The organism is Microcoleus sp. POL10_C6 (assembly GCF_036701585.1).
In the GTDB taxonomy this organism is placed as follows: Bacteria; Cyanobacteriota; Cyanobacteriia; order Cyanobacteriales; family Microcoleaceae; genus Microcoleus.
The window spans coordinates 67,988-86,393 of the sequence record NZ_JAUBRB010000002.1 but is presented as its reverse complement, the minus strand read 5'-3'; the positions used below and the strand labels follow the sequence as shown (position 1 = coordinate 86,393).

The following is an 18,406-nucleotide window of genomic DNA, read 5'->3' as shown; positions in this document are numbered from 1 at the left end:
TGTCGAAGCAAGAGGGAAGAAGCAAGAGGGAAGAAGCAAGAAGGAAATATTTTCTTCATATCGGACTCCCCCACTTTTTCCCCTTCTGTCGATGTCAGTGGCGCACTCAATTCCATTCTCCTTGCAGCCCAAAAGCAGCCCAATAATAAGGAGATTGCCATTCTGGAAGCTGTAGCACTTCGATTTGTGCCGATCGCAGTGCCGCAGCAGGCGGCAATTTATCTTGGAGCATTTTTTTGTAAAATCGTGTCATCAGGTCAGAAGTTACTCGATCGTCAACACTCCACAAAGAAACCACCACACGCGGCGCCCCCGCATACATAAACCCTCTCGTCAAACCCACCAACCCTTCTCCTTTAATTTCTTTTCCCAAACCCGTCTGACACGCGCTCAGCACCACCAATTCAGCCGGTAAATTGAGATTGAAAATATCATTCAGTCGCAAGTAGCCATTTTGTAGAGTGCCTTTCTCATCAACCAAAGAGAGCACCAATCCCGACAATTCTGGATGTCTGCTATTAGCAAATCCGTGCGTAGCGAAATGAACAATGCGATATTGAGATAAATCGGGATTGGTTGCCGTGGTACGATTAGCAGTAAAGTCAAACGCTGGTTTTTCCAAATCATCGGGAACCAAAGCCAGAATTTGCTCAGCTTCAGTTCGCGAGAAAGGTAAGCGAGTCCAATTAATGTTAGCCTCTGATGCAGATCTCTGTAATTGTTGCGCTTCCAAGGGCAGATTTTCAACAGTTTGATTCCTCGTTACCTGCGATGTACTCGTGCCTTTGAGCCGTTCATCGTCAGTGCTAAAAACTGGATCGGCAAACAAGGCGATCGTCTTTGGAGCCGGTTGACGAGTCGCCATATCCCGCCGCAGAATAGCCAGAGTTGAGGCAGAAGGCAGATTAACAACTTCATGCTTAACTATTAGCGGCGCTTCAGATTTTTCCAGAGAGAGTGCGCCAAAAGGGATGTATTGCAAGGCTCCATCCGCAACAATTAGCAAGCGCTTGTTGCCCAACTCAGAAGCAACTGGAGCGAGGATCATTTGGCTTATAAGTGCAGCAGATTCGGCAACCATTTGAGGAGAGGTTCTCGTGGTCTCTTTGGTTAAAGTATCGCGGAAATTCTTAGCCGTGGCTTCAATCTCGGTGCGAGAAGGAAGTTCGTAACTGGTTAAAGAAGTTTTTGTCACCGCCCACAAATAACTGCGCTCCTCACCCAAAGAATATTCTAAAAGTAGCGTTTTGTCATCGATTACCTGTTGTTGAATTTGTTGCACCTTGAGAGGTTCGGGATATTTGAGAGCAGCGTAACGAGGACTACTGGCGCGAATTTTAGCTTCTATTTGAGCGAGTTCCTTGAGAACTGTGTCGATTTTGTGTTGAATTTCCTCCCGAGCTTCTTGCGTAGATTGAGCGATGACAATTTGGTATTTGCGAGTCTGAAAATCACTGAGTTGTTGTTGCAAATTTTGTTCTTGTGCTAGCAGTTGCGGGTCAACACCTTGGCGAATATTTGCGCTGGCTTCGCTGAGGAGTTCAAGCAGACTGCGGGCACGGGCACGTTCGCTAGCATGAAAGGCTTGTGCGTCGTAACCTCGATCTGGATTTTTCTGGTGCAGTTGCATCAACAAATCGATGTAAAACTGATAATAATCTTGGTTGCGGGCAAAGTAAGACTGCCGCAGTTCTTGGCTAGCGATTTGAGTGCGGAGGTTTTCAATAATATTAATGGCGGTTTCGATTGGTGTTTTGGCGGCGGCGAGGTTATTTTGTTGGCGGTTTAAGATGGCAAGATTGTAGAGGATGTGCGCTTCTTCTGTTTTGTAACCGAGTTGTTGGGATAGAGATAAAGCTTGGTTATAGTTTTCAATGGCGGTAGAATTCTGACCTAAAGCAGCTTGTATTTTCCCCATCTGATTGAGGACTGTGGTTTCTTTTACTTTGTCGTTTAAGTGTCGGGAGATGCTCAGGGCTTGGTTGTAGGCATTCAAGGCCGTTGACCATTCTTTTGAAGCGATGTAGGTGCTACCAATGCCAGTTAAGGCAGTAGCTTCGGCGGCTAAATTACCTGCGGGTCTGGAGATTACCAGGGCTTTGTTGTAGGAGTCTAGGGCATTTTTCCAGTTTCCTGTAGCAGCGTGAATATCACCAATGTTGTTGAGGGTGTTGGCGACTGCCGTTTGGTCATTTAATTGATAAAACAGGGGCAAAGCTTGGTTATAGTAATCCAGGGCGCTTGTCGGGTCAGCTAAATCGATGTAGAGTTGACCCAAACTGTTGATAATAGCGGCTTCTTCGGCTTTGGCCCCGGCTTGTTGCGATAAGGGTAAGGCTTGATTGTAGGAGTCTAGGGCAGATTGAAATTGTCCGAAATTGGCGTAAATTTTACCCATTGAAAGGAGAGTGAGTGCGGTTTGGGCAGAGTTTTTCTCTGCACGATAGAGTGCTAGGGCTTCTTCTAACTTTGCCAGTGCAAGTTGTTTAGATTCGACTGTGCTTTGGCTAGAAAGTTGAGTTCCTTTGATAAATGCTAATTCAGCAGCAGAAACTTTTATTCCAAGTGATAAGTCCCACAGGCGAGCAGTTCTATCGTCACTAGCAGTGAGAATTTGGCTACCATCGGGGCTAAATACTGCACTGTTGACCTCTTCCTCATGTCCCCGGAATATGGCTAGAAGATTACCTTTGGTATCCCACAAACGGACGGTTTTATCAAGACCAGAAGTAATGATTTGCTGACCATCGGGACTAAATACGGCACTGTTGACTCTAAAATTATGCCCCTGGAATTCTGCTTTGAGATTACCTTTGGTATCCCACAGGCGAACGGTTCCATCCCCACTGGCAATGAGGATTTGACTACCATCGGGGCTAAATACTGCCCTGTAGTGCGTAATCCAGCTTACATTTACATCCTTCCTGCCCGGAAACTCGACCAAGAGATTGCCTTTGGTATCCCACAGGCGAGCAGTTCCATAAAGATACCTACTATCAGTCAGAATTTGCCGACCATTGGGACTAAATTTGGCACTCTCGACATTTCCCTCATGCCCCCGGAACACAGCCAGGAGATTACCTTTGGTATCCCACAGACGGGCGGTTTTATCTAAACTGGCGGTGAGGATTTGGCTGCCATCGGGACTAAAGACTGCACTGTTGACATCAATCTCATGTCCTTGGAATATAGCCAAGAGATTACCTTTGGTATCCCACAGACGGGCGGTTTCATCCATACTAGCGGTGAGGATTTGACGACCGTCCGGGCTAAATACTGCACTTTCAACATCATGCTTGTGTCCCTGGAACTCCGTGAGGATATTACCTTTGGTATCCCACAAGTGGGCGGTTTCGTCACTAATTGTAAGGATATGGCGACCATCGGGGCTAAATACTGGTTTGGATACACTTTTTTTAGGGACTTGAAACTCGTTGAGGATATTGCCTTTGGTATCCCACAAGCGGACGGTTTTATCGGTGGCGGTAAGAATTTGGCGACCATCCGGGCTAAAGACTGCACGCCTGACTCGATACTTATCGTCCCGTAACTGTGCCAGTTGAGCGTTATTTTTAGATACGCTTTCCCGAAAAGTTTGCAGCGCTGCCATTTGCTGGGCTTGGGCAGCAATTGCTACTGATACATCCCACAGACGGGCGGTGCCATCAGAACTAGCGGTGAGGATTTGACTACCATCGGGGCTAAATACGGCACTTCCGACACCTCTTTCTATGTCATGCCCTCGGAACACAGCCAGGAGATTGCCTTTGGTATCCCAAACTCGCGCAGTTCCATCATAGCTAGCGGTGAGGATTTGGCGACGGTCGGGACTAAATACGGCACTGGTGACACCTCTTTCATGGCCCCGAAACTCTGCCAATACATTCCCTTTGATATCCCAGAGGCGGACGGTTTTATCTAAACTGGTGGTGAGGATTTGGCTCCCGTCGGGGCTAAATACGGCACTGGTGACCCGCTCCTTATGCCCCCGGAATTCGACTAGGAGATTGCCTTGGATATCCCACAGGCGGGCGGTTTCATCATTACTGCTGGTGGTGAGGATTTGGCTGCCATCGGGACTAAATACTGCACTTATAACGGTTCCTTCAGGCCCCAAGAACTCTTTGAGAAGATTGCCTTTAATGTCCCACAAGCTGACGATGCCATAATGACTGGTGCTGAGGATCTGGCTGCCGTCAGGACTAAATACTGCATTTCTGACTATCCACCTAGAGCCGTCCACTTTCTCCGGCCCCCGGAACTGTGCTAGGAGATTGCCTTTGGTATCCCATAGGCTCATGGGATAAGCTTGATCGGTGGGGAGGATTTGACGACCATCAGGGCTAAATACGGCACTGATGACCTGACTACCATGCCCCCGCAAAACAGCGATGGCATTACCAGAAGTATCCCACAAACGGGCAGTTCCATCATTACCACCAGTAGTAAGGATTTGGCGACCATCCGGGCTAAAGATTGCACTTACGACTTCATCCTCATGCCCCCGGAACTCGGTTAGGAGATTGCCTTTGGTATCCCACAACCGTGCAGCTTCATCTCGACTAGCGGTGAGGATTTGCCTGCCATCCGGGCTAAAGACTGCAATGTTGACAGAACTATTGTGTCCTCGGAATATTGCCAGTTGAGCGTTATTTTTGGACACGCCTTCCTGAAAGGTTTCTCTAGCAGCTATTTGCTCCGATTCGGCAGCAATAGCGGCTGATACGTCCCACAGACGGGCGATTTTATCCCAACCGCTGGTGAGGATTTGCCTGCCATCGGGACTAAATACTGCCCGTACTTGCCCCTCATGCCCCCGCAACTTTGCGAGTAGATTGCCTTTGGTATCCCAAATTTGAGCGGTTCCATCCCTACTACTGGTAAGGATTTGGCGACCATCCGGGCTAAATCCTGCTGCACTCCCGACAGAACTCCAGTGGGAATCTCCATGCTGCCCAAACACAGTCAGGAGATTACCTTTGGTATCCCAAATGCGGGCGGTTCCATCTATACTAGCAGTGAGGATTTGGCGACCATCGGGGCTAAATATTGCACTTTCGACATGATATTCATGCCCCTGGAACTCGGTGAGGAGATTACCGTTGGTATCCCACAGGCGGGCAGTTTTATCCTGGCTGGCGGTCAGAAATTGCCTGCCATCGGGACTAAATACTCCACTGAGGATAGGCTCTCTATGCGCCTGGAATTCTTTGAGAAGATTGCCTGTGATATCCCACAACCGGGCGGTTCCATCCCCACTAAGGGTGAGGATTTGGCGACCATCGGGGCTAAATACGGCTTCTAGGAAGCCTCCTAATCTGTCACTTCTGATCGGGATCTCTGCTTTGAGATTGCCTTTGGTATCCCACAAACGGACTTTACCCCACATGCCGGCTTTACCCGCCAACCTATTAACGGTGAGGATTTGGCGACCATCGGGGCTAAATACGGCACTTCTAAGATCAACCTGATCCTCAGACCCCCGGAACTCAGTTAGGAGATTGCCTTGGATATCCCACAGGCGGGCGGTTTTATCCCCATTGGTGGTGAGAATTTGTCTGCCATCGGGACTAAATACTGCACCGAAGACATTTCCCTCATGCCCCCGGAACACAGCCAGGAGATTACCTTTGATATCCCACAAGCGGGCGGTTTTATCTCCACTAGCGGTGAAGATTTGGCGACCATCGGGGCTAAATACTGCACTTCCGACACTTTTCTCATGCCCCACAAACATGGCGATTTGCCCGCCAAATGCTTGCACAGGTTGCTGCGTTGCTGATGGGTTGGGTTTTCCCGTTGTCGGTGATTGGGATGGTGTGGGAATCCTGGGTTGGCCGCTGATGGGAATGCTGTAGGTAGTAGCGAATACAACTCCCATCACCAGAGGGAGACAGCGATGCACTTTTCGGTATTTATCTGGCAGCATAATTGTTTTTTGGAAGAGTTAAGAATTGGGAGAGGGGGGTCAACTAAACCTGTCTCTAGCGAATCCCTAAAAGCCAAAAGCTATAGTTTTTTGGATAGGCAAATCTGCTTAGCGTTGGCTCATTTTTTACCGAGGTCATCAAAATTAAGATGGGCTGAGGGTTAGTTGTCAGAAAAAATTATTTATGTTAACGACAAACTCTATCATTTTTCATAATCTTTGTCTGTCATTGGCTGCGTCAAGGGTGAGGAAAAGACGTTAAGGGAAGTAACTTGAATCGGCGGCGGGGCGTTGGCTCGTCGATGTTATTATTTTGTGACCGGATGAATGGGGTTTGTAAAGCGAGCTGATTTTTCTCAAGGGACTGCTACCTGGGTCTAATATCAACTCCGGTAGCGTGGGAATTAATATTACCCCCAGTCAGGACACCGCGAGTGCCTAAGCCCTCATATGTTGCACCATTCTCAATTAGCCTTTTAGGAACAGGCAAGATGCCTGTTCGACAAGAAAATTTATATTTTGTGGAACAGGCATCTTGCCTGTTGCTGACAATGCTGCCAGATATCAGTAAGTCCGTTTAGGGTGTATAAATTATGTTGAAGTAAATGCCGTTATCTTGCAGATTGTCGCCTTTATCGCTAATTCTCACCAAAGGAAAAGCGTAATCTACTCGCAGGTTCACCCGCTGTATCGGTTCCCAGATTACCCCTAAACCTAAACCGGCTAAAAAGGTCTGATTGGTTAATGTATTAGGATTGTTCGCAACGTTCCATACGGTACCCGCATCCAAAAAAGGAGCCAATTGAAGTTTGGGATTTCCCGAAGCATCGCGCTGCAAAGTAATCCGATCCTCTATGGAAACTCTGAAGCCGTTATCGCCAGAACGGACATTTTGGCGGTAGCCGCGCAAAGATTGCCCGCCGCCAATTACAAATTGCTGGGAAGGCAACAAACTATTAGCTGACAACTGTAAGTCTGCCTGCAAAATTAATAAATGTTTGTCATTCAATCGCTGTACTCGCTGCACTTGACCCAGCCAACTCAAAAATTGTCCGTCGGGATCAGAACCTTCGTTTTGAGTAGCATCAAACAAGCTAGTGCCGATCGTAAATTGCGATCGCACGGCCCAAGCACCCTGCGGGTCGCGCCGAATGTAGTCCTGTCCCAGCTTAATTGCACTCGTAGTGGTGACACCATTGGAGTCCGGGCCGATGCCAAAAGGAGTCGGTTCGCCGGCGACAAAAGTTCTGCCTGTCTGATAAGTAAAACCGGCAGATAAGGCAAATTCTTCGATCGGCGTTCTCCGCAGTGGCTGGCGGTAACTAACTTCAAATAAATGCGATTTTCCCGAAATATCAAAAGTATCAAAAGGTGCTTGCACAATACTGTTGCGGTTCGGGGCTGCCCTCAATTGCAAAGTGCCGTTCATCGCATTTAGCGGCACGCGATAGCTAAAATCAAACACGTCTGAATCGCCGAGCGATCGATAATAAGCCCCTGCCAGTTCGTCGCCATTTCCTGTTATATTGCGGTGTCGCAAACTAACTCCCAATCTTTCCGAACCGACACTGGGAGGCGAGTAATTGTCAATGCTGAAACTAGGTTGAAATGGATTAGCTTCCGAGATTCGGACTATCAGAATGCTCTCGCCTTCATTATCCCCAGCCCGCAGACTGGCTTCTACATTGTCAAATAAAGGATCGACTCGCAGCAGCCGGAGTTGGTCTTCTAATGAAGCTGTGCTTAAAGGCATTCCCGCACCGAGACGAATCCGGCTGCGGATGTAACTCGGATTCAATCTTTTAGTTCCTTCTACCTCAATTCGGGCTAGCTTGCCTTCAATCACTTGAATTTGGACTACCCCTGCGGTGATAGTTTGGGGCGGCAAGACTGCTCTCGAAGTGATGTAGCCACGATTGAGGTAAATTTCGGTAATTTTGTCGGCGATTTGTTTGAGCTGTTCTAGGGTGGTAGAACGGCCTTCTAAGGGGTTGACTAAGGCATTAATTTCATCTTGGCTTAAAATTGTGCTGCCAACTACTTGAATTTTCTGCACCTCAATTGGTGTATTCGGCAGGGTTGGGGGAACTGGCGACGGGGACGGCGGCGCTACTGTGGGTGGTACTTGGGGAGGTTCTGGGGAAGGCTGCGGGGCGGGTTGCAAAAATCGATCGCGATTTGGATCGGGCTCCGTCGGCGGCGGTGGCAGGTTTGGAGGCAGCGAGGGTTGGTTCTGGGCTAAAAGATGATTGCAATCTAGCGGGTTCTGACATTGGGGATCGCTGTCAACCAGATTTGTTTGTTCGGGCAAGATGCCCCCACCACAAGCAGTTCCATCGATTGTGGAACAGGCTTCTTGGCTGTTCTCGGCGGGGTTCGATTGTGTTTCTGGTTCAGGGTTGGTCTCGATCGAATCGGGAAGCTGATTTAAGTTTGTTGCTGTTTCATCCTGCTTGATTTCCAGTTTTTGCAGTGCTAATACTTGATTGCCCGTATCTGCTGAGTTGTCAGCGGCGACAGGCAACAGAGAAATATCGTTTGTTTGGGATATAGCTTTATTGGCATAAAAGCAAGCCATCGGCAGTGCAGTTAGAAGTGAAATCCCCAACCGAAATAGTGCAATATTTGCATTCGGGCGCATAATTAATAATTTCTCTAAAATAAGTTTGTCGGCTGCTTCACTATGCCAGTTTATCATTTAGTATTAGGCGAAATTTGACCATCAAAATTTCCCCCGTTCGCCTTTCAAGATGCCAGAAGTCCGAACTGCTGATCAGTACACAAATTTTAATTTATTTAGGACGATCGACCAAACAACCCGCAACAGGCAAAAATCATCTGTGGCGCTGCCAAATACCATTTTAGATTTTAGATTTTAGATTTTAGAATTGGCAATGACTTATGGCTATCAGGGTTTGGGGCACGGGCCTACCGTTACATTCTTTGCGTGAAACTGGTATTGAATTATTTTCTTGTGATCGGTGTTATTTCACTGGCGACTAAGGGTTCTTGGGCTATTTTGCCGAGTTCGACTGAGTTCAAAACTGCTGACCACTTGATCGCTAAACTGGAATCGCTGGGAGACTGGAGACGCAATTTAGCTAGAGTTGCCAGGTACTCGTACCAGAGATTTTGTTGGGCGAAGATGCTGAGCTTGGTGAGATCGGACGATCGATCCAACTCTGTTTTCACGCTTGGAGCGACAGCAGTGCGGTTGATCCACCCGGAAACGAGAACATCATCTTGTGTATTTTTGGGGTTGCATTTGATAGTAAAGTACCATTGATAGTTTTTGCCAACTTCCAGGGCTGGCGAGTTGTCGTCGGAGCCAAGGCTGACGCTAACGACACCTGCACGGCTAGTTACCATGCGAAAACTTTTTTTGTATAGTGTTTTGTCCCTTTGGTCTGCTAACTCAAACTGAACTGTTTTGTCGAGGGCTACGGGAAGGTAGTAGAAAAATGTTGGCTTTGCTGATATGGTTTGCCCCATAGTTGATTGGGGAATCAAGGCAGTTAAGGCAGTTGTGGCCGTGGGGCATTCTAAGCCGCGGGTTCCTCCCCCTTCCCGCCTTCCGGGTACTCCGTCCTCCGGCGGTTGAAAGCTATTCCACGCCGCTCCCAATTGCTGGCTGTTCGGTCTGCTTCCGCTGGGTTCAGGGGGTTGAACTGTTTGCCAGTTGAGGGGTAGCTGCGGTGGTGAGGCGCGCTGGACAAGGTTTGCGGGGCTTTTGAGAGCCTCTGCTGGTATTAAAAAACTACCGGCGGCAACTGCCTCTAAAGACAGAATTAAGGAAAGAGCACCGATATTTAGAGCAGACTTCAAAGCCATGACGAACCTGCCTTCTGATGAACCTAGGAACTTTATCGCACGGTTTTATTCTATCCAAGGTTTTGACGGATATCGTAATCTGTTGTACTTAATTTATATCTTCAGGCAGATACGATTATTTGGGTCGATCTGCTCAACATAGAATTCTCTGTCGCGTTTGTCAGTGGTAGCTTAGTAGTTATACTTACTTCCATTCACTGCTGCAGGTTGGGTTGAGCTTGTTAAACCCAACTTTGACAAAGACTAATATTCGGGGTCTTTTAACTCTAGCAAGAGGCTACAACGCCTCTTTTCGTAAAAACACCTGGTTGATGCGTCAGTCCTGGATATCAGGAAACTCGGCAATTTTGCTGGTGAACCTCAAGCGCTCGGCTACAAGTTACAAATCAGTTTTTCTGTACAATACCGGCAAGAAATTTAGCATGAATCTCGATTCACCTGTTCTCTCGGACAAACAGCCTTCGGGGCTGCGGATGGTCAGACCCATCGGAGTCTTGGCACTGCACGGCATTGCTTTTTTAGGAAATAGGTTGTTCGCTGTCGATCGCGCCGAAGGGCTGCTATTGGAGATCGATCGAGAAAGTGACAACACTACTGTTTTGAATCCATTTCAAACGGCTAAGTTTACCGGCGCAACGGGGCTGGCTATTTCGGAAGATACTCTCTGGTTTGCGCGGGATGAGGATATTTGTTGCTGTCGGGGCGCAATTCGGGACGGGGCGATCGCTGAACTCAAACCGGAACATTTTGTTTCACTTTCTTATCCTGCTGACGGGATTGCTGTTTGGAAATCTACGCTTTATGTGACTTGCCAGAGATTAAACTCGATTCTGGTTTTTGACCTGAAAACTGGTCGGGAAATTACTCGGTTTTACGCTCCCGGTATTGGGGTAGAAAATATTACAGTCCGGGATGAGGAAATTTGGGTTTGCGACAAAACTGAGCAAACTGTTTACTGTTTGGAACGGGGAACTGGAGAGATTAAATTTAGCGTTTTGACTCCCTTTGAGTCGCCTTCTGGTTTGGCTTTTCACAAGGATTCCGAAACGGGGGAGGAGGTTCTGTACGTGGCTTATGCCGGGGATGAACTTTACATCCGAGATGACCCGAATTCGGAAGATCCTTTTCAGTTGACGAAGCGCGATCGCACTTTTATTCAGCCCTTGTCTTTTCACTACAATGAAGCTGACCGCTACGCTTTGTCAAACGGTTTTTTGATGGAAATGTCTTATGTGGAGGAACTGTCTCCTCTCGATGAGGTAGAAATCGAAAATTTAGAGTGGCGGATTGCTTTGCCTTCGGAAACTCATCGGCAAAAGGTAAGGAGTGTTACGCCGATTGGAATGCCTTTTACTGAGGAAATTCAGGAAGGAGAACGGGTGGCGGTGTTTAAGTTCGATCGGCTGCACCCTGGGGAACGCCGAATTTTCGGCTGGAAGGCATTGTTAGAAGTTCGATCGATTAAGTATCAGTTGTCACCTAGGGATGTCGAAAAGATTCCTAAGCTGTCGCCGGAGTTTGCAGCTAAGTATTTGGTGGATAATGACAATTTGGCGATGGATACGGAGATTGTGCGATCGGCTGCTGTGGCTGCCATTGGCTCAGAAACTAATATTCTCAGGCAGTTACTGAGCATTCGCAATTTTGTTTACGACCAACTTTCTTACGGGATTAGGCCTCACATTGACACTCCCGATATTGTATTACGCCGGGGCATCGGTTCTTGTGGCGAGTACGTGGGCTTGTTGTTGGCTTTGGCAAGGTTGAACCGGATTGCTTGCCGCACGATCGGGCGCTACAAGTGTCCGGCTTTTGCTGACAGAAAAGGTGTGTCGCTAGAGCCAGATTTCAATCACGTTTGGCTGGAATTTTACATTCCGGGTTTTGGCTGGGTGCCAATGGAATCTAATCCTGATGATATTCAAGACAGAGGCCCTTATCCGTTGCGATTTTTTATGGGTTTGGCTTGGTATCACGTAGAAATTGGCAAGGGAATTCGGTTTCAAAGTCTCACTAGCGGTGGTCTTCCTTTAAATAAGGAGGAGGTTTCCGTGGGAAGTCTGGCAATTAATCATGTGAGGTTTACAATTTTGTCAGAGTTGCCAGCAGTTTGAAGGGAGTGTTAACAGTTAACAGTTAGCCTTGAATATTCAACTGTTAATTGTTAACATTTTTCATCTAAAATCGAAAGTAGAAAATGTAAAATCAGAGGAAGAGGGGTTGTGGAATTTTCGATTGCTAATATTCTCGTTTTAGTTGCCTTTGTACTGCTGCTAACTGTGACTGGCGGTGTCGCTTATTTGACTTCTGTTGAGTGGCGCGATCGCAGGCGGTTAGATAAGGCGAAACGGAAAAAAAAGTAGCTTTTTGCTGTTGACAAAGTGCATATTTTATGATAAAAAACAAGGCGACCTGGTTGGCTCGCCTTGTTTTGTGATTTGAGGTATTTTCACCGCAGATGATATCAAGTTTAGTAACATAAACGTTGCAGGTTCGTAGTGAGGACTTGAGTTTTCATACAAAACTATGATTCATATCGTTTCCGGTTGGATCGGAAGGATTTAACCACAGAGAACGCAGAGAACACAGAGGGAGACAAGAAAGATGAATAATTCCGATGAAGCGTGGATTTGAGATCGCGGGCGTCCCGCCCGCGCCACAATAAAAACACTAAAATAAACACAGATGAAAAAGGGAATTTTGGAGTTGATATCTTAAGTCCACTGTCTGAAAAATGTATTTTCTTGCCAAGCGGCGGCGGTGCGTTTTTCAAGTGCTGCCATTTCTGTTGTGTTCAGGGGTTTGAATGCTTGGGCGACTTTTAAGTTTTCTTCTAATTGCTTTACTGAGTCGGCGGCGATGATGCAGCAGTGCACGCCGGGAAGTGAAAGCGTGTAGCCCATTGCTTGGTGCATTCCATCTAAAACACCGTTTTGAAATAATTTGCCGTAAGCGGGTATTTTCATGGCTATGACGCCGATGTTTTTGGCTTTGGCTACTGGTAAAGCGCTGGTAACAAAGGAGCGCGGATGATGTTTTTCGGCGGCGTTGAGGGAGATTAATGTTGTGTCGAAAGGATAGCGCTCCAGGCCTGCCACAATGATAGCAGGTTCGTGGTGTCCGGTGATGCCGGAAAAACGAATAATTTTTTGCTGTTTGGCTTCTTCGATCGCCTTTATTGCTCCTTTGGCACTGAAAATTTGGTCTAATTCGGCTTGGAATGAGACGTGGTGGAGTTGCCACAAGTCTAGTTGATCGGTTTTTAATCTTTTGAGCGATCGCTCTAAGTCTCTCCACGCGCCATCTCTGTCTCTGGCGGAGGTTTTTGTGGCTAGGAATAGGCGCGATCGATATTTGGGCAAAACTTTTCCTAAGTTTTCTTCGCTGGGCCCGTACTCGGCCGCCGTGTCAAAATAGCGAATGCCTAGTTCGATCGCACGTTCAATTTGTACCGCCGCTTCTGCTTCTCTTCCCGGCTGCGACAGCGGTGTTTGTCCGCCTCCCCCCAAACCGAAAATCGGCACTTTCACGCCGGTGTTGCCTAACAGTCGTTCTGGCATTTTTACTGTGGCGGCCGCCTGGTTATTGGGTGCGGCTGCGATTTCCCGATCCTGCTGTTCGATCGCCTTAGCACCTGCAATGCCACCTGCAACAGCTATACTGCTCAATATAAAATTGCGACGAGTCTTTTTGCTGGTCATGGTTGGCATCTCCTCAGAATATGTAAGTATAAATTAACTGGCTTTATGTTGGCACAATAAATATATTTTTACTGCAAATCTGATTATTTTCCCCCTCTCCGAGGGAGGACACGGCCGGGGGAAATTTATCAAGATGCCGATCGATTATTGGTCAATTATCCATGCGCGAATCAGTTCGTTTATCTGTTCTGGTACTTCGTCGTGGGGACAGTGACCAGCTTTGATAAAGTGTTCTGTCAACTGCGGATAGTGTTTGCGAAATTTGGCGCTTCTTTCTGCGGAATTCATCCACGGATCGCCTTCTCCCCACAGCATTAGCAACCGACAGTTTAATTGACTTAGCAATACGTCGATTTTTTCGCCTTGGGGTGTTCGGAATACGGAGGCGAATACTTTGGGGGCACCGGGATCGCAGGAGGGAAGGTATATTTCTTCTACTAATTGGTCTGTGACGGCGCTTTGGTCGAGATATACTTTTTCTAGGGTTTTCCGAATTGTCGATCGCTGGCGCACGTACTGGAACAGCAGAAAACTTGCCCAATCTTGCTGAAATAAGGTTTTAGCTACTGCAGATATGGCTTTTTGCAAGGGCGGGGCTTCGGGTGCGGGCTGCGGTTCGCTGAAGGGGCCGGCGCTGTTGATTAATATGAGTCCCGCGGCTGATTCGGGGCGCTGGGCAGCTACACACAAGGCGGCGTAGCCTCCGAGGGAGTTGCCAGCTAGTACGGCGGGCCGGCCGATGATGTTGGTGATAAAGTCGTGGAGTTGGTCGCGCCAGAGGTCGCCGCTGTACTGCAATTCGGGTTTTGCCGATCGCCCGAATCCGATCAGGTCGATCGCCCAGACTTCAAAATCTTTGCTCAGGCCGCTGATATTTTTGCGCCAGTGGTCTGTGGATGCTCCAAAACCGTGAATTAACAGTAGGGGAGGGCGTTCTGGATGCCGATCGCTGGATCGAACGTAGTACACTGAATGCCCCCGCCACTGCCAGTAAGTGCCGGCTATGGGGGCTGCGGTGATGGCTGGGGTTGTTTGCATAATGTAAAGAAATAATTATTTACTTTAACTATTGTATCGCGATATTCAGATTTATATAGTTTGACCAACGCCTCGGAGTTTCGCCAGCAAAGGATTGGTCAATTTGGGCGAGTGCGGGAGATCGCGATCTCCCGCACTCAGGATTAATAAGTTTTGTAACAAATATTGATTTTGGGAGGGGCGCAGCAATGGGAGATATTTTGCCCGATCGCATTTGGGATAATAAATCGGGTTTTGGCTGCAACATACCTAGGTATGATGATTTGGCTGTTTGGCGGTCTGAGCAAGTTCTGGGCGATGGCGCTTGCCTAGGGGTGCGAGGGTCGAACCTGATTGGGGAGGGTCAAGGGATCGACTTTTTTATAGTTATTTGCGAGCTTTTCCAAGTGGGGATCGTTTGTTCAAGATGTGTGGACGGCTTCGGGGATGCAGCTAGCCGTTTGGTTGCTAGTTGGCCAAAGCCGAGATCAAAAATTTCGCTGCTGGGAGAACCTATAAGTAAAATTACTGATGGTTCTCTGCAGAAGTTTCTCAGAATCGCTGAATATTTTGTGACGTGGTTTGCTGTTCTTAATTGCTTGGATACTCTAAGATAGAAGTAGAGCTGCGCCGCTCAATTAATTAGCATTTTGAATACTAGGGAGCCAACTATGCAGGGTGTGAACTTTATCCACCTGAAAGTTAGGGAGTTTTCTGAGTGATTGCTATTTCACCTCGTCCCGTCGGACGCAATTGGATTACGATTAGCTTCGCTTCTACCCTATACCTTTGTCCTATTTTGGATCTGCTCCTAGCAGAGCTTCCGGATCACTGGCAAGCGGAATTGCGGTTGGGGCTTCAAGAAGCTTTGGTAAATGCTGCTAAGCATGGAAACAAGTTAGACCCCCGTAAAACTGTTGGAGTCCGTTTTTCGATCGTCCAAAACCAATATTGGTGGGTGATATCGGATGAAGGTTCTGGCTTTAAGGCCCCTTGCAGTTGTAACCTTTATACCGATGATTGCGACAGTCTCCTAGCAGAGGACGTTGCAGATAACTCTGGACTACCCCATGTGGAACAGGAATGCGGTAGGGGGTTGTTTATTCTTTACCAAATATTCGATCGGGTAGAGTGGAATTCTCAAGGTACAGAGTTACGGCTGTGCAAAGAACTTCCCAGTCGCTACCGGCTGCCTCGCTTGCGCTAGAACTGCTATTTGGCAGCAGTTTTTACCTCAGCTAGACCTGGAAATTTTTTCGTTCCCGGACTGAAGTTTGCAGTGAGAATTTGAACGCTCTGGCTATTGATAGCTGATCATAATGCAAAATGTTAGTTTTGAGTTAAAAAAGTATAAATCTTTTGAACTCACAATCGCGCTGCTCGATCGGGCGGCGCGATTGTCTAAGTTTTGAGCGACTAATCAAGTCAAAACTCCCAAATCAAAACCGCGAAGCGTTAGGAACAACGAAGCAATCTAATTATTTGCCGTGGGTGGGACAGGGAGGAGCAGATATCGATCGATCCAGCCATCCTGCTGCTTGGTTTAAGCGCGGGAGAGCTTCTTCAGGCTGTTTTTTGAGCAAAAACACCAAAGCGGCCGCAGCTTGCTCGCAGGCCCGCGCGGAACGGTTGGCTTTGAGGCGGTGCCAATCTTTTTCGTGGATGGCGAGGCGCCCGGCTAGAGCTTGGGCTAGTTCTACCGTGCTCAGCTCGTTGAGGTTGACAGTTTGGGTTGTTTGTGTAGTTTCAAGCATAGGTGGTAAGGAAGAAGGAAGAAGGAAGAAGGAAGAAGGAAAATGCGAGAAAATCAAGGGTTTCAGCAATTAAAAACGTTTTAAATGCCGATAAAGTTGCTATACTTATGTCTATTTGGCTAGAGTTCGTTAATTTAGAAAATATACTGCATATAATAACAATTTAATTGGAAATCGGTTTTTTTTATTATTGTCAGGTTTGCAGATCGAAATGCCTCAACAGCCGTCAGAGTTAAATCCGGAAGAGCAAGAAAGCGAGTTTGTTCAAGCGATCGCAGCAGTTGAGCGATCGCTCGCGGCAGTCAAAGAACGGTACACTCAAATTCAGGTTGATCGACAGCGCCAAGTCGAACTCGGCCATCGGCGCGAAGAAATCCGCCAGTCGGGGCGCCGAAATCCTTTGCCACCACTCAAAAAAGAATTGCGGGAAATTGAGCAAGAATTGGAAACTATCGAGTTGAATTTAGAAAGCAGCCTGTTTTCTTGGGGAAGCATAAAACAACCTTTTTGGCAAGCAGTTCGCTTTGGGGGACTCGGTATTTTGATCGGTTGGATTTTGAAATCCTATGCAGGTTGAACAATGTTGGGATTTTTGATTTTTTTATTTACCGCAGAGGGCGCAGAGGGCGCAGAGGAAGAGAAAAGAGAGAAATATGGTGCAAAATATTAAATAAACAGGAGTGGATATTATGACAAATCAACGAATAGCAGCAATTTTGCGTTCAGGTGAACCCGACGAAACTGTAACTGTTCAAGGCTGGGTTCGTACTAAGCGCGAATTGAAAGAGTTTGCCTTTGTCGAAGTCAACGATGGTTCGGCGATGGCCAACTTGCAAGTAGTCATAAATTCCGATTTGCCAGATTTTGAAAATGTACTGAAACAACTGAATACAGGTGCATCTCTAGAAGTGTCGGGAGTGCTGGTAGCATCTCCGGCAAAAGGACAGCGAATTGAGTTGAAAGCCTCACAAGTACAAGTTTACGGTGATGCAGACCCGCAAACTTATCCGTTGCAAAAAAAACGCCATTCCTTTGAATTTTTGCGGACAATCGCGCATTTGCGGCCGCGCACAAACACCCACGGTGCTGTCTTTCGAGTCCGCAATGCTTGTTCGGCGGCGGTACACCAATTTTTTCAAGAACGCGGTTTTTTGTGGGTTCATACTCCGATTATTGCTGCTAGCGACTGCGAAGGTGCGGGGGAAATGTTCGCCGTTACCAACTTTGATTTAAAGAATGTGCCGCGCACTGATTCGCAAGAGGTTGATTATGCTAAAGACTTTTTTGGAAAGCGCGCTTATTTAACAGTTAGCGGGCAGTTGGAAGCGGAAGTTATGGCGATGGCTTTCGGAAATGTTTACACTTTTGGCCCGACTTTCCGAGCGGAAAATTCTAATACTTCGCGGCATTTGGCTGAGTTTTGGATGATTGAACCGGAGATGGCTTTCTGTGATTTGCAGGGAGATATGGATTTGGCGGAGGCGTTTTTAAAGTATATTTTTAAATACGTTTTGGAGCGCTGCCCGGAAGATATGGAGTTTTTCAATGAGCGCATTGACAAAACGGTTTTGGCTACTGCTGAAAATATCATTAATAATCAGTTCGAGCGGATTACTTATACGGAGGCGATCGCACTTTTGGAAAAAGCAGACAAAAAGTTTGATTTCCCGGTAAGTTGGGGTTTAGATTTGCAGTCAGAACACGAGCGTTATTTGGCTGAGGACTTGTTTAAAAAGCCGACAATTGTCAGCGATTATCCCGTGGGGATTAAAGCATTTTATATGCGTTTAAATGATGACGAGAAAACGGTGCGAGCAATGGATGTTTTGGCTCCTAATATTGGGGAAATTATCGGCGGTTCGCAGCGGGAAGAAAGGCTGGATGTGTTGGAGCGGCGCATGGAAGCCCAGGGTATGAATAAGGAGGAATTGTGGTGGTATTTGGATTTGCGCCGCTACGGTACTGTGCCTCACGCTGGGTTTGGTTTGGGATTTGAGCGGTTAGTGCAGTTTATGACGGGAATGGGGAATATTCGGGATGTGATTCCGTTTCCAAGAGCGCCTTTGAGCATTGATTTTTAGTAGTAGGGACACGGCATTGCCGTGTCCTTACCTTGGGCGGAGGACAAGGCATTGCCGTCTCCTGAAAACAGAGGAATGCAAGCCTTTGTTACC

At 47.4% G+C, this 18,406-nt stretch carries 11 protein-coding genes; 5 read left to right on the top strand and 6 right to left on the bottom strand.

Translation table 11 applies throughout. The features are described from left to right. Nucleotides 1-106 precede the first annotated feature (106 nt). The 3 genes from QUA34_RS01480 to QUA34_RS01470 form a co-directional block, all read right to left on the bottom strand. Nucleotides 107-5,929, bottom strand: a complete 5,823-nt coding sequence (locus QUA34_RS01480) for a CHAT domain-containing protein (protein ID WP_333383527.1) — start codon at nucleotides 5,927-5,929, stop codon at nucleotides 107-109. A gap of 577 nt (nucleotides 5,930-6,506) precedes the next feature. Beyond that, nucleotides 6,507-8,627 carry a ShlB/FhaC/HecB family hemolysin secretion/activation protein gene (locus tag QUA34_RS01475; protein ID WP_333383525.1) on the bottom strand — a complete coding sequence of 707 codons (2,121 nt, stop codon included), beginning with the start codon at nucleotides 8,625-8,627 and terminating at the stop codon, nucleotides 6,507-6,509. Between the two features lie 266 nt (nucleotides 8,628-8,893). Then, entirely contained in the window at nucleotides 8,894-9,760 is an 867-nt protein-coding gene (locus tag QUA34_RS01470; protein ID WP_333383523.1) for a DUF928 domain-containing protein, read from the bottom strand. Nucleotides 9,761-10,182: 422 nt separating this feature from the next. On the opposite strand from QUA34_RS01470, the gene QUA34_RS01465 reads away from it, so the two are divergent. Next, nucleotides 10,183-11,874: a transglutaminase domain-containing protein gene (locus QUA34_RS01465; protein WP_333383520.1), complete on the top strand. Its 1,692-nt coding sequence runs from the start codon at nucleotides 10,183-10,185 to the stop codon at nucleotides 11,872-11,874. A gap of 108 nt (nucleotides 11,875-11,982) precedes the next feature. Continuing rightward, nucleotides 11,983-12,123, top strand: coding sequence for a hypothetical protein (locus QUA34_RS01460; protein WP_006631167.1), 141 nt, complete (start codon nucleotides 11,983-11,985; stop codon nucleotides 12,121-12,123). Between the two features lie 351 nt (nucleotides 12,124-12,474). On the opposite strand, the gene QUA34_RS01455 is transcribed toward QUA34_RS01460, so the two are convergent. Both QUA34_RS01455 and QUA34_RS01450 read right to left on the bottom strand, forming a co-directional pair. Then, nucleotides 12,475-13,461, bottom strand: coding sequence for an aldo/keto reductase (locus QUA34_RS01455; RefSeq protein ID WP_333383518.1), 987 nt, complete (start codon nucleotides 13,459-13,461; stop codon nucleotides 12,475-12,477). A gap of 144 nt (nucleotides 13,462-13,605) precedes the next feature. Continuing rightward, entirely contained in the window at nucleotides 13,606-14,499 is an 894-nt protein-coding gene (locus QUA34_RS01450) for an alpha/beta fold hydrolase (RefSeq protein WP_333324826.1), read from the bottom strand. Between the two features lie 697 nt (nucleotides 14,500-15,196). Between QUA34_RS01450 and QUA34_RS01445 the strand changes: the two genes are divergently transcribed. Continuing rightward, nucleotides 15,197-15,685 carry an anti-sigma regulatory factor gene (locus tag QUA34_RS01445; RefSeq protein ID WP_333383516.1) on the top strand — a complete coding sequence of 163 codons (489 nt, stop codon included), beginning with the start codon at nucleotides 15,197-15,199 and terminating at the stop codon, nucleotides 15,683-15,685. 271 nt (nucleotides 15,686-15,956) lie between these two features. On the opposite strand, the gene QUA34_RS01440 is transcribed toward QUA34_RS01445, so the two are convergent. Then, a complete protein-coding gene (locus QUA34_RS01440) occupies nucleotides 15,957-16,232 on the bottom strand; it encodes a DUF6439 family protein (protein ID WP_333324830.1) in 276 nt (91 codons plus the stop codon). 211 nt (nucleotides 16,233-16,443) lie between these two features. Between QUA34_RS01440 and QUA34_RS01435 the strand changes: the two genes are divergently transcribed. Both QUA34_RS01435 and asnS read left to right on the top strand, forming a co-directional pair. Beyond that, nucleotides 16,444-16,809: a DUF2203 domain-containing protein gene (locus QUA34_RS01435; protein WP_333324832.1), complete on the top strand. Its 366-nt coding sequence runs from the start codon at nucleotides 16,444-16,446 to the stop codon at nucleotides 16,807-16,809. A gap of 112 nt (nucleotides 16,810-16,921) precedes the next feature. Then, on the top strand, nucleotides 16,922-18,313 hold the full coding sequence (gene asnS, locus QUA34_RS01430) for an asparagine--tRNA ligase (RefSeq protein WP_333324834.1): 1,392 nt from the start codon (nucleotides 16,922-16,924) through the stop codon (nucleotides 18,311-18,313). The last annotated feature ends 93 nt before the right edge of the window (nucleotides 18,314-18,406 follow it).